The sequence below is a fragment of the Solilutibacter tolerans genome (assembly GCF_900155935.1).
GTDB lineage: Bacteria > Pseudomonadota > Gammaproteobacteria > Xanthomonadales > Xanthomonadaceae > Solilutibacter > Solilutibacter tolerans.
The window spans coordinates 486,871-499,993 of sequence record NZ_FTLW01000002.1; the positions used below are offsets into that span (position 1 = coordinate 486,871).

General features: G+C 58.1%; 7 protein-coding genes. 3 read left to right on the forward strand and 4 right to left on the reverse strand.

The features are described from left to right. Nucleotides 1–20 precede the first annotated feature (20 nt). The 3 genes from BW989_RS05460 to BW989_RS05470 all read left to right on the forward strand — a co-directional run bounded on the left by BW989_RS05460 (nt 21) and on the right by BW989_RS05470 (nt 7,147). Nucleotides 21–572, forward strand: a complete 552-nt coding sequence (locus BW989_RS05460; protein ID WP_076586116.1) for an NADPH-dependent FMN reductase — start codon at nt 21–23, stop codon at nt 570–572. A 709-nt stretch (nt 573–1,281) separates the two neighbouring features. After that, nucleotides 1,282–6,372, forward strand: coding sequence for a hypothetical protein (locus BW989_RS05465; protein WP_076586118.1), 5,091 nt, complete (start codon nt 1,282–1,284; stop codon nt 6,370–6,372). A gap of 28 nt (nt 6,373–6,400) precedes the next feature. Beyond that, nucleotides 6,401–7,147: a hypothetical protein gene (locus tag BW989_RS05470; RefSeq protein WP_076586120.1), complete on the forward strand. Its 747-nt coding sequence runs from the start codon at nt 6,401–6,403 to the stop codon at nt 7,145–7,147. Between the two features lie 198 nt (nt 7,148–7,345). Here the strand turns inward: BW989_RS05470 and BW989_RS05475 are convergent, their stop codons facing one another. The 4 genes from BW989_RS05475 to BW989_RS05490 all read right to left on the reverse strand — a co-directional run bounded on the left by BW989_RS05475 (nt 7,346) and on the right by BW989_RS05490 (nt 13,108). Then, on the reverse strand, nt 7,346–7,795 hold the full coding sequence (locus BW989_RS05475; RefSeq protein ID WP_207551616.1) for a ubiquitination-like system serine protease family protein: 450 nt from the start codon (nt 7,793–7,795) through the stop codon (nt 7,346–7,348). Continuing rightward, a complete protein-coding gene (locus BW989_RS05480) occupies nt 7,792–8,967 on the reverse strand; it encodes a ThiF family adenylyltransferase (RefSeq protein ID WP_076586122.1) in 1,176 nt (391 codons plus the stop codon). The genes BW989_RS05475 and BW989_RS05480 overlap by 4 nt, the downstream gene beginning before the upstream one ends. Beyond that, on the reverse strand, nt 8,942–9,697 hold the full coding sequence (locus tag BW989_RS05485) for a multiubiquitin domain-containing protein (protein WP_076586124.1): 756 nt from the start codon (nt 9,695–9,697) through the stop codon (nt 8,942–8,944). The genes BW989_RS05480 and BW989_RS05485 overlap by 26 nt, the downstream gene beginning before the upstream one ends. An 87-nt stretch (nt 9,698–9,784) precedes the next feature. Further along, the gene (locus BW989_RS05490; protein ID WP_207551617.1) at nt 9,785–13,108 is read right to left on the reverse strand and encodes a UvrD-helicase domain-containing protein; all 3,324 of its coding nucleotides are present in this window, start codon (nt 13,106–13,108) and stop codon (nt 9,785–9,787) included. Nucleotides 13,109–13,123 lie beyond the last annotated feature (15 nt).

Consider the following 13,123-nt stretch of genomic DNA (forward strand, 5'->3'; position numbering starts at 1 on the left):
CACCTTGTTCGGAGTGATGGATGACCCGCATCCTTGCCCTATCCGGCAGCCTGCGCACCGGCTCTTTCAACACAGCCTTGGCCCGCGCCGCGCAAACGCACGCACCTGAAAGCGTGGTGGTGGATGTCGCAACCTTGTGCGGCATTCCGCTCTACGACGGCGATGTTGAAAAATCGGAAGGCATTCCTGCGGCCGTCGAGGCGCTGCGGGCACAGATCCTTGAGCACGACGGACTGCTGCTGGTGACGCCCGAATACAACAACGGCATGCCTGGCGTGTTCAAGAATGGCATTGACTGGCTGTCACGGACGCCCAAGGACTTGTTTCTCGGTCGGCCGGTCGCGTTGATCGGCGCATCGCCAGGCGGTTTTGGCACGGTGTTGTCGCAAAACCACTGGTTGCCGGTATTGAAGACGCTGGGGACCGAGCTGTGGACCGGTGATCGGCTGATGGTCTCGCGTGCCAACACATTGATGGATGACCGAGGCGAATTGGCGGATGTTGCCACCATCGAAACTTTGCAGAAGTTTGTTGCCGGATTTGCCGCGTTTATCGCCCAGCGAAGCAAGTAAGCGCATCGTGGAGCGCCCGAATGCTGAGCATGAGGGCCGGGAATCACGACGAAGGGACATCCGGAGGATGGCGCGCCCGGAGGGATTCGAACCCCCGACCAATGGCTTCGGAAGCTCTGTTTGAAGTGCTGTGATGTCAGATTTCGATGGTCGCTGAAAGGTCTCAATTGAGGTTAATTCCTAGCAACTATCTGATTTCAAAAGAAAACACGAAATCCTTTTAAATCCATCGAGACCACTCTACATACAACGAAGATCAGCGCACTGTTGTCACAAGCAATTGATTCTAAACGAGTAGTAGCAGTCATCTGGAAACGGCTTTGCGACCACAATAGAGCTGATTTGGGAAGTACAAAAGCTTTATAGATTTTGCCATGCACGTAACTTGCGGCTGCGACCGGGCCTTGTGGTCAGTGTCGCCCGAGCAAGTGATCAGTCGACTCCAGTAGTCCTTGAATGATTGGTTCGTCGTCGGTAGATAGGAAGTCGTTGGCTAGGGCCGTGGCGACGTCGGCGATCACTCGGGGCTGCGCTGATAAATGTCTTCGATTCGGGCGTCGGTAGAGCGACTCGCGCCTAGAAAGACGGTCAGGCTCCGGTTCTGCAACAGCTTGACCTGCATCAGCAGCCGGGGCTGAAGTGGCTTCGACCCAATTCAATCGCTTTGTCCACTTCCAACGAGGGCTCCCGTCAGGCAGCGTTGTGTCCCATGACGCTTTATAAATCTATTCGGGACGAACAACTCCGGTGCGACCAGCTTGCAGGCGGCAAGGCCCATGTTTCCCAAGAGGGTGGAGAGGAGGCGAGTGACGCCCAGCCCACGCTTGATGGACAAGAGCAGCCTATTCGGCACGCTGCGCCGGTCAGCTTTAATCTCGGGGATTTCTTGGGAGTTCTCGCGGGCGAGACTGGTCAGGCCCGTGAAGGCGAGCGCGATATCATCGCCAGCGCTATTCAAAAAGCCTTGGGACTTTGCAATTGGGACCAGCTTCCAACTCTGAGCAGCATCCTGCGGAAGCATGGCAAAGAGTTTCAACGGCGAGCGATTGCCGGGATTGGCAAGCGCTCAACGGTTGAAGGTCATATCGGGAATCTCCCCTTCCTAGCCCTGTGCGTAGAAATCCAAGCGAAGGGCTTCATCGAATCGGACGGAATGCGCAGTCGCGCTCTCCTTTTCCTCTCCCTCGTTGACCTCGCTGCCAACACGGGGGGTGTTATTGGCGAGTCCGCCTACAGCAGGGTATGTGATGGTCTGAGATTGTTAATCGAGCGTCTGCACAAATCGCCGACGTCTGACGGGAGTATCGATCAGGCGAGTGTCTGGCAGCTCATTGAATGGGTCGACCAACACCGAGCGATAAGGAATCACACGAAAGCGGCCTTCAAGACTCTCGCAAAGAAATTTTTCGTGGCGTGGCGAGCTAGCCCTTCGCTCGATGGGCGACCGGAAGAAGACGATGAGGCCGACGGCGATGCTGTTCCCCTCGTCGAAGGATTGAACGGTCTCGCGTGGACGCTCCCCTTCAATAGCCGCTACGAGGCCGAGCTTCCACCAGAACTCCAGCGGAAGTTGCTGACAAGTGAGCTTACGCGCATCACCGCATTGTCCCGGTATTGCGCTGGCTCTCTCCTGATGCGTACGCAAGGCGAGATGAAGCGCGCTGTCGGCGGGTTGCTTGAGGCTTCGATCGATGGCGGTCGGCAGGCGATCGCCAGCTTGTTGGCCATCGGTACCTGCACCAGCGCCCAACATGTCTTCGACATCCGCTGGGCTGACCCAAAGCAGCCGATGCCGGAGGCACCGTCATTTCCCGGGATCCTGACTCCGGACGCGAAGTTCCTAGTTCGGAGCGAATTTGACCCCCGGTCCAGTTCGGCTGATTTGGACGAGGAAGAGCCTTCCTCAGAATTCCATGCCAAGGCTTTGTACATTCCTGTCCCACCGACTCTCACAAATCTTCTAATAAAGCAAAGGTCCGCGGCGTGGCCCCGCACCTTGGTGATTCCAGCATCCATCTTGGGTGAGGCGGTTCCGCGCGAAAGTTCCGCGTGGGAAACCACGACCGCAGCGCGATTGATGCGCGACAAACGCTTCGGAATTTCTGCTGCCCAGCACGTGCTCCACACCAGCTTCGGATTGGACACCGCGCCGCTGTTCTACGATCGGATCCCTGCGGGCCACCTCGCGCACATGGTCGCCGGGGTCACGCATCCGTGGTTCGGCGACAAAGCCACTCCATGGGCCGATGGGCTTCCCAGCCACAATATCGGCTCCCAGCGGGTCGTTCCGCGCCAAAACGTCGTCAAGTCCACATGTGCACTTCGTGCCACTTGGGCAGAGGAGCTCGAGCTCTGGGAGCGGGTTGGGCTACGTGCCCGCAACTTTGTGGTCGGGGCTTCCCTTTCCCTCCTCAGTCGTCATACGGATAACTTCTATTCCCTGAGCCTGAAGACAGTGGATCTCGAGGAAGGCTTGGTTGGATTCGTGGACAAGCGGGTGTCGGTCGACCATCCCGGGCGACTGGGAATCCTAGGGACGCAAGTCGCGCTCGAACTTCGGCGCTATCTCACGGCGCTTGAGGAGGCGCGGGAGCGCTACAAGGGATTGGCGCTCGGCGATGCAGCCTCCCGAATCCTCGAAGGTCACCAGTCGCTGTTTCTGACGGTCCAAGGCCCTGACGCATGCGCACCAATGAGTCTTGCCGACCTCAGCTCACTGAGGCCGGACGGGTCAGAGCACATTGGAAACTGGACAAGGCAATTCGCGCTGGATGCCTTGAGCGTAAAGCTGCCAGAGTCTTTGCGGGTTTCCGCGGCCGGATGGCATGGGACGCGCGCCGGAAACTTCTCGGAACTCTCTGCGATTTCTCCGTTGAACGCCTTACTGAAGATCAGAACGGCGATTGACGCCATGCTTACAGAAAGTGGTTGGAAACCTCTCCCAGGCCAGCGAGACCCACGGCCTGAACTGATGACGGAGCGCATCCAATGGGTCAAGGCAATCCAAGCGCATGAAGAAGCTTTCCGCCGAGGTATCAAGCGGCTACAGGCGGAGGAAGAATCTCGATTGCAGGAATTCGCGACCGCCGCACTCCCTGCCGTCAACGCTTACTTTCGCGCCATCGAAATCCCGCTTGAAGCCACCGAAGGGGGATTGATTGGATTGCGAGGCGGCAAAGCGGTCGAGCTGACACGACAACATCATTCGGAAATGCTGAGGGCGATGGGCGGTGTAAAAGCACGATCCATCGTCGCCCGCAGGCTGCTCAAGCAATTGCTGGGAGCTTCACGGAAGGCGGGGATCACGAAGGGACCCCTGCCAAGGAGCGTTGTTCAATCCTATCCGGTCCACCCTTCACCTTTCCTCGCAGAGGGCATGCGCTCGCTCCACCATCGGGAAGAAATCCGGAATGCGGCACTTTCTTCATCTTTATCTGCAGCTGCACGGACATTTCTGGCCGTGCTGCTGGATGGTTGGATCGCCAACAGTGCACTGGTGCTGCGGTTGATGCATCCCGGAGCCAAGCTCCATGACTTGAATGGCAGGGACGTACTGCTGATCGAGCCGGCTGAGGCCGCGTGCGATTCTTCGGATCACCTTGGCTGCGTCGCTTACTCAGGTTTTGCCGCCTTGGCACTACGGGCATGGCATCGCAGTGGCAATGCGGCAGTGGTGGATCGCGAAGAACTGGAATCGGAACTGCTTGCAGTGCTTGGTCATGCCCTGGCACCCGCAATCTCGAAAAGTGAGATCTGTGCTGAATTAGAGATGCTGATGCGCTCCTATCTGGCGCTGACGGTACCCGGGCTAATTCGCGATGTAGCGGTTGGCCGGATCAGCCCGCGCTTCGCGCCGCTCGAGAGGGTAAGAGCGCTGCTGGAGGATGAACCCATCTTCCCTTCAGCGACGATAGTCCAGTCCGCAGAGAGGCAGGTCGTCGGTGGCGCCGCCAAGGCTCGAAAGCTGAAAGCGATGGAGGGCTACAACGCCGTCAAAGATGTGCTCACTTGGCTTGATGACGAGTGGCGCCCCGACAAAAGCGATGAAGTCCGGACTCAAGCCGCGCTGAAATTGTATCGCATGGTCCCTGCGGAGGGAGCCAAGACCGGCGTACACCTTATCGCCTTGTATGGGGCCGGTTACATCTCAGAAGGACTGCACAAGGACAAGGTGCGCCCAGTCACGGTGCGCGACGCGGTTTACAGGGTGGGCGCTCCGCTATTGGCAGCACTTCCGGACCAGATGGATGTGATGAGCCAAGCCGCTTGGCAAACCGTTTACGCGAAAATCATCTTCACCGCTGAGCCTTCGCAACGTGCGCGGCTCGCTGGCGATTTAGCGCATTTCCAGAACGTGATGCACAGGGACCATGGCCTACCGAGGGTAGGCATGCAGATGTTGCTGTCTGCGATGGATGTGCCGTGCCCGCCACAGAAGCTGGGATTCCTGACCGCCGCGGAAGAGAAGGCATGTCGAACGATGGCTGACTTGCGTGTCGCACAGACAAGCAACGACGGCGCGCCTTCGGATAAGCGTTTGGCGATCTGTATCCGCGCCGTCTTGGGGGCGGGCCTCGCCACCAGTTTGCGCGATAGGGAGTATCGCCTTCCTTTGGTTGATGACTGGAGTTCAGATCCACGCGTGGCCCCTCATATCAAGCTGCGCACGAACGGACAAGATTTCGTCAAGACGCAAGCGGGGCGTCGAGCCGCGCACCTGTCGGGACCGCATTACGAATTCGCCCGTGCCGCCATTGCGAGTCAGAGGGAGTTAAATAAGTTGTTCGAAGAGTTTTCACGACGCCAGAAACTCTTTGATCCAGATTCATCCAGCGAAGGCGGCTCGTTGCTCACGGATGCACTGGCGCAGGTAAATGCGGATATCCGCTATGTGGTCGGCAACGCCAATGCTGGCATTGAGCTCACACGAAAAAGTTGGGCCCTGCGCGCCTTCGGCGCACTTGACCCAAGCGACAATGGACTTTGGCAGGCACGCGACATGTTGTCTGAAATCGGTCAGGCATCAATTGCGGTGACGCTCGGTTATTACTTGCACAATCCTGTGGTCTTTCTTGCGCGCATTCCTAGAGCCGCCGCCATCCACAGCAAGGAGGCCGGTTGGCTGCTTGGCATGGCACCCAAGTCTGCGAAGCACCTGCTTTGCAAGAAAGCATCGTGGCTAGCGCCGAGGAAAGAAGATCGAACCGTGGCATTTCCGGCAAATGCTTTTTCCATCTTTGGCCATTCCTCTAATTCATTCGAGCCGACCCTTCGTGACGCTGAGCGACTGACCGATGCCTTGGCGAGCAGCATTTCGCTCCGTTCCGCTTTGATAGCCGTTGGGTGGCCTTTGAAATTGGAATCCGCGCTGGCGCAGATTCTGGTGGAGCTCGAGGAAGCCGGAGTTTTAGTGGGGTCCGTCACTGACGAACGTCTCAGACACCTACATCCGCCGTTGCGTCGTCAGTCCGATAGTGTCTTCGACCAGCTTCGCATCGATGCCGGTAGTTGGAAAGCACTGGCTTGGCTATTCGGCCGTTGGCTTGAGGATTGGCGCTCCCGCGAGATGGAGGGCATCACCGCCTCATCAAAGGAGTGGAGCGAAAAGGTGACAGCGGTTGGAACCCTAGCAAGCCTCGACTGGGTGTCAAAGCCTATTCGCCACCTCAATTTTTACCAACTAAATCGCGCTAAGCCCGGAGCGCACTCGTTTTGGCCATCACTCCTGTGGATGGCTTTCGCTGCATGGATCCGCGGACAGGTCGTGATTTCCATGTGTTCAATGGACAAGGAAGTCTAAGTCGTTTCATTCATCGAAAGGAAGCAACATGCGCATCTCGGTACCCACCAACCAACCCACAGATCAAGGCTTGCGCATCTGCCGGGAACATCAAGCACTCGCTCTCGCCATTGCTACGAGTTACGGCTCAGCTTTGCCCAAAAAAATTAAATTGCATAACGAGGCCAAGTTGCAGGGCGAATCGATCATGCTGACCCTGGTGATCCCCACGACTCCTCTTGGTAGAGATCAAGCTACTACAGGCTTCGTTGATAGGGCCTTGGCCGAGGAGCTCTCTCTCTGCTTGCAACGCCGACTTGATGCGAACAATACGGGGTTGGCTATTCCCGAACTGAAGCGGGACCAGAAACTCTTGGCGCTCAATAAGGCACTTCATGATGCGGGCGCAGCGGGTATTCGCGCGATGATAGAAATGCAGGACGGCTCGGAACAATCCTTGAAGTCGGTACCGCCGACAGACGTTAGGTTGATCGAATCCGAACCGGAACCGCAACTCATTACAGGGAAGTTCCTTGTGTCGGGCTTCAACGTTGTCGGGGGAGCACGTCAGTTGGAGCTGTTCAGTCAAACGAAAGTCCAAGTCAAGTACTTCGTTGTAGATGCGCAGGTGTCAGAGATTAGGGCGACGGTCCCACTTTCTCTCACCACCATCGTCAGTATGCGAACCTACATTGAAGGCAATTTCAGCCGCTCCGCACCTGATGACCATCACGCTGAAGCGATAGGCTTACCCTTGTTGGATGTGGGCAATTTGGAGGATGACCCGGGCGAATAGCCCTTAAACGGCAACTGGGCTTTGAGGATTACAAGCATCTTGAGAGTCGACCGTCCGCTAACGGCCAGAAGCGGCCACTCGAAAAATTGCGCGATGGTGCTGTTCACCAATGTCGCGCCCTGGATACGACTTCGATCTCAATTCGCACCTGCGCCATCGAGTTTGCTTGGTGGCCTCACGCGCCACATTGGGGCTTCACTAGAAGATCCACCTGCGAACCTTAGCAAGCAATCCAGTCGGGCGGACTTCTGGACAAGGCGGCACAGGAGCGATGACGGGCGCATCGATCGCTTCGATGGCAGCCTGTCGCGCGTAGAACTTCGCCTTGACCTGTCCATCCCTAGTCCGCTCCGCTTCGATACGGGCAGTGCTCCACTGCAGTGCTTCCCTGACACGATTGTTTTCGATTACGTAGTGCGACTGGCAAGGCAGATTCCAACTTCCCACCGACGGCCATAGGGACACGCTTTCACCATCGAAGGTGAGGCGCCAATCGGTGGGGGTAAGGGGTGTCACCACTTCAAAGCCGCACCCGCAGCAGCAACTATGTACGACGGTGCCATATTGCATCGAGACATAGAGAACACCGGGCTCCAAGTCGCATGGAACCGCCTTGACGAAACGAGGTTCGAGGACGTCGTGCTTCATGATGTCTGGTCCCCATTGAGCAGCATGTTTCCGTCGATGGTGTAAGAGCAGTGATGCTCCTGTTCCAGGTCCCTGTAAAAGCCGCGGATCTTCTTCCACTTGATCACTGCCAGTGCCGCGTTGAGCATATTGAGCTCGGCAACCTGGATATTCGAGACATAAACATCGTCGCCGCCGCCATCGAAGGAGACGCGTTGGCGCAAGTGCTCGCGGGCGCCAGGAGTGCTCGTAGTTACGCGCAAGATCCCACCCAATGAATCGCCTTTGAGTTCCAGGCCCATCCCGACATCGATGAAGGGCACCCCCATCGACTCCAACCGTTCGATGACCGCGCGTTTTGGCTCCCCTGCGTCCATGCTCAGGAATGCGAAGGTCACGCCATCCAGCACATGGACATTGCTGGCATCGAGCTGGACGGCATGCGCCACGATATGCCGGTGTATGCGCGAGTAGATTTCCTTGAAATACTCCACCTTCTTCCAGACCTGCCGCAGGCTATCCAAGCTGGGAGCGCCCGGCGCCCGAAACGCGTTGTGCTGCAGGAACTCGTCGTTGTCGATGAGGCGGATTTCAGCTACTGGCGTCTTCGCAACCTGATCCAGAATGTAAGACCCCGTCCCTCCCACCCCGACTATGGCGACCCGCTCCCCTTTGAGGCGAGCCGTCAGCGCTCCGATGCCGACGCGGTCAGAGGCTGTTTCCAGGTAGTTGAAAACGCTCTCCTCGTCCTCGTCTGGCTCCCTGAACACCTTAGCCGACACTCCCGGCGACAGCACTGCGGCAGGGCCGGCGAGGATGTTGGCGTAGGTGGTCATTTTGTCGAAGTAGTTTTGATAGCCGCGGTTGTCGGGTTTGCTGGAAAACATGTGCTGGGCTACCAGCCCATGACCCAGGTCCCACTGTCCCGTTCCCGCGGCAATCGCCTGCAGCGGCACACCATCGGCCTGGCATGGGAAATCGCCACAGAACTGGACCGTGTGCGGCTCAGGCTTTTGGGTCAGATCGCCTGAGAGGCACAGAGTGGAGATCAATACACCGCGCTTGACCTCCTTCTGCGCATTTACATACGGGACCTCTCGCATCACCAGGAGACCGCCGACCGCCTGTATCAGGTAGCCGGCGTCCCGCAGGCGCTTTAGGTCATCATTACGACTGAACAGTGCGTCCGACATTGACGATGCTCCCGTTCTTGACCTCCATGAAGCCGCCCGCAGCGAGTTCGCCGCTGTGGGGGACGGAAGCGACCTTTCGATAGGTCATGCTGTAGGTGACATTGGGCATCGGGGGCTCGCCCGGGTAGGCGATTGCGACCAGGTCCTCGAAGGTCTGGTGGCTTTGGGCAACTTCAACTTCGCGCCCGTTGACCACAATCTGGATGGCGTGCTGGGGCTTGTGGGCCGTGAAGAAGCGCTCCACGCCAGCGGCGGTCAAATCGATGAGGTCGGAATCTTCGATCAGCCGATCATCGCCGCCAGGCACTTCCAGAAGGACCACCTCGTTTTCTTTGGCCTCACTCAACTGATAGAGCGTGCGCCCGGAAATGGCGGGCTTGCCCCAGCTCACCTGAGCCTGGTTGACCATCAGCCTGTAATCACGATCAGATTGGAAAGCGACGAACTTCTCGGCACCGGCTCCCCGCAGGTCGAACGGTTCATTGAGGAGAACGTCCTCGAAGTCTCCGGTGGACAGGATGGCAAAGAGGCTGAACTCGCCGGCGATGCTCAGGCCTGCGGCGGCCAGGATCTGCTGACCCAGAGGGATGGCGCTTTCGACATCCACGGCTCGGAAATCGAGGCCGTCTTGGGCGAACTGGATGCGGTAACGGGGGGCTGGGCGCAGAGCGCGGTCCTCGCGGATGGCCTGGCCTACGTCTTCAAAATCAATCGGGTCGTTCGGAGTCATGTCTTGTATCGCCTCTTAGATTTAGCCGAACGAATTGTTCGGTCTCACCTATTAATCGAAGCGACATTGCTTGACCGGTAACACAGCCTAGAACGACTTGTGCAACGCCCCAAACGGTAGCGGGCCGCACAGAAAAAACGCTGGGCAGGTGGGGCAGGTGAAGTTGGATGGCTTTGCCATAAAGCGACCGGCGCGAACGCGGCCAATCGCGCCTTGCACCTTGTGCTTACTGTTGTCCAACTGCTTTGCCGACCGATCCAAAAACAGTTTGTTGCCATCCGAAAGGTAAACCAGCTCAACCTGAGCTGATGGATCGATGGCTCGCGCAGCGAGCAGCAACGAGGCGACCCCGATGTCGGCTTCGTCGTCAGAGCGCGCCTTTCCGGTGCTCACTTTGCGGTAGGTTTTGCGGCCGTCTGACTCCAACAGGACGTCGTCGGGCGTTACCAAAATCTTGTCATCACCAAAGGAAAGCGTAAGGGCGACCGGCTTCTCGGCCGAGCGACCCGCGCGGCTGGCCAGGAAAGAAGCGAGCATGCTATTGGCCAACGCCAGATAGTCCTCGACATACCCGTGCTGGTCCAATCCGCTGGCGGCAAACGACTCTCTCAATGCGGCTGTTATGACCGCCGGGTCCGCATCGTCCCCTTGCACCACCGATTGATAGCCTTTCCGCACCGCGTCATGCATCTGCAAGAACGCGGTTGCCTTGGACTTTCCGCCCACTTGCAACAAATGAACATACAGATAATTGCGTTCACACCCATGGCCGTAGCGGCCCACCTGATAGCCTTCGAGAATAACCCCGCCCTCCGTTACCAGTTCTACAGGAATGCTTTCCGGGACCGTAGGCGCTTCTGTCTTAGGCGTTACAACTTCGTTGCTGATGAAGCCAGCAATGCGGTCGATAAAGGGCGATTGCGCGCGCTTGGATGGTTTTCGGTCGCCGCTACTGTCTGTGAAATTCACCGCATAGAAGAACAGCCGTGTACGCGCCCGGGATAGGCCGACATAAAAAAGACACTCGTGCTCCTTGAACGTCTCGTCGTTGTGATACTGCGCAGCTGCTCCATGAGCACCCTCTACCATGTTCGTCGGAGGTGGACATGGGCCTTGCGGCACCGTTCGCGGAAGGGTTCCCTGATTCATTCCCGGCAAATGGACAACTTCAAATTCAAGTCCTTTGGCCCCATGAATGGTCATGAGCCGCACGGCGTCGATGCTGCGAGCGGCAGCGGGCAATTGCCGGAGGTCACGCTCATCGGCCAAGCGCACCAACCTGCGGATGCGGTCGGTCAGTCGCTGGATGGGCAAGCCTTGCCCTTTCGGCTGCACGCGCATGAAGTTCAGCAGTTGCCAGACGGCGATACCCTTGGCCCGATCGCCAGGCGCGCCCGACGCAACCAACTGCGCCGCCAGCTTGGAAGGCCCAAGCAGGAACTGGCACATGGCTTCCCACGGATCGCTTTCGCGCTCCAGGCCGGCCAATGCTGCGTCCAAGCTCACCAATGCGGCCCTACCTGCCGCAGAGAGCCCTTCCACGGCTGGGGGCAGTTCTCGCCAGGCACCCGGGGGCTGCTCTGCGGTGCGCAGGTAGTTCAAAACTACGACTACATCTTCCAAGGACATTGCGAAATCGGGTATGCAGGCAGTTCGCAGCAAGCCCGTCGCCCGCCGATCGACCAACAAGGTAAGCACGGCCAGCAGATCCTTAACCTCAGGGCGCTCGAAGAGACTGCCCAGAAATAGGACGGGAATACCCATCCGCTCCAGCTGTTCGCCAAAGTCAGAAAGCTTGTCGTTTCCCGTGCACAACACAGCCTGGTCGCGGAATGAGTGGCCGGCAGAACGCATCTCCAAGATGGTCTCCGCAAGCGCCACCACCTGGTCGACCTTCCGATCGACGCGCCGCATGGAAGGAACGAGGCCGCTTTCCGCTTGGTTGGACTCGACCTCGCTTTTGGCGCTCGCCGCTTTCATGGCTGAGGCGAAGTGGGAAAAGGTCCTTGCGATTTCCGGGACCGAACGGTAGTTTTCCTTCAGCTGTGCCCTCGCGCCATTCGGAAAGTCATGAGTATTGAATTGGTCCATGCTGACCGAGGACGCGCCGCGAAACCGGTAAATGGATTGCTTCGCATCGCCGACAACCCAGAGGTTCTGCCCTTCGCCGCATAGCGCTTTGAGCAATCTAACGCTGCTTCGGTTCACATCTTGGTATTCGTCCACAAGAACATGTTGGTGGGCTTGCCTGAGCGCATGCGCAATCTCCTGGCTATCCTCCAATAGGCGCACCGGCAAAGACACCAGGTCGCCGAAATCCACAGCCTGCACGCTGCGCTTGAGCTTCTCGTAGGCGTGATAGACGCGAGCGACCTCGGCGGCCTTGTCACCAGCGATGCGCTCCTCCTCGCTGGCAGAGGACTGCATCTCCTTCGCCAAGCGCTCGTAATCATCGGCAAACACAACTTCATCTTTCGCCCGCGAGATCGCGGCGAGAAGGTCAGAGATAATCTTGGTTGGATCGTATATGTCGCGGTAATGGACCAGACCCAGGCGAGGAAACTCATTCTCGATGAGCTCGACCGCTTCGGTTCGATCAAGCATTCGGGCATCGGGTGGGAGATCGAGCTCGCCGTAGAACCTACGGAGCAGATCCAACCCAAAGGCGTGAAAGGTGCCTATCCACATGGCCGCGGACGCCTTTGCGTCCACCGTTGCAATGCGTTCAACAATCTCGGCGGCAGCTTTGTTGGAAAAGGTCAGCACCAGAATGTGCCGTGGGTCTATGCCTTGGCTCAGCAGGTGCTTGATCCGCCCTACCAAGGTCTTGGTCTTGCCAGTGCCAGGCCCGGCTTCTAGCAGAAAGGCGCTGCCTTGGTGCTTGGCGGCGGCCGCTTGAAGATCATTTAGCGGCTTCTCGGGGATACTGCCGACGCTGGGAAGTGCGACCGGTGGCAACAACAGAGCATCGAAGAGCTGCTGGGCAACCACGGCGACTGGGGCGCCGAGCTTGCCGGCAATCTGAGCGGCGGTCATGCCGTCTTCGAGATGGAGCTTCTTGGCAACTGACCGGGGCAAGAGAAACTCACGAGCAAACAGGTCCATTTGGACCTCTCGTCGCTGGCGTCGCCCATAGTCGATCACGCGCTCGACACCTATCGGCGCGGCCTCGGCTGGCCTGTCTGGGTTGATCGCGTAAGGCGGACCGGTGAAGTCTTCCTCCTCACTGTCGCCAAGGTGCAGATGCCCGAGCTCGTGGGCGATCCGGAACGCCCGATCAAAATCCGTGTCGCTATCTTCGTAAACGATTAGACCGGCTTTGGGGATATAGCAGGCCAGACCGCCGTCCAAAATATCGGCGCCCGGCATGGCGGGATTAACCGACAGGCCCTCGCGTTCTACTTGGGCCAACGCGAAGGCCAAAGG

Bases quoted from the DNA above. Each gene is read 5' to 3' on its own strand.
- BW989_RS05470 (WP_076586120.1), top strand. From the start codon at position 6,401: ATGCGCATCTCGGTACCCACCAACCAACCCACAGATCAAGGCTTGCGC.
- BW989_RS05475 (WP_207551616.1), bottom strand. From the start codon at position 7,795: ATGAAGCACGACGTCCTCGAACCTCGTTTCGTCAAGGCGGTTCCATGC.
- BW989_RS05465 (WP_076586118.1), top strand. From the start codon at position 1,282: ATGACGCTTTATAAATCTATTCGGGACGAACAACTCCGGTGCGACCAG.
- BW989_RS05460 (WP_076586116.1), top strand. From the start codon at position 21: ATGACCCGCATCCTTGCCCTATCCGGCAGCCTGCGCACCGGCTCTTTC.
- BW989_RS05485 (WP_076586124.1), bottom strand. From the start codon at position 9,697: ATGACTCCGAACGACCCGATTGATTTTGAAGACGTAGGCCAGGCCATC.
- BW989_RS05480 (WP_076586122.1), bottom strand. From the start codon at position 8,967: ATGTCGGACGCACTGTTCAGTCGTAATGATGACCTAAAGCGCCTGCGG.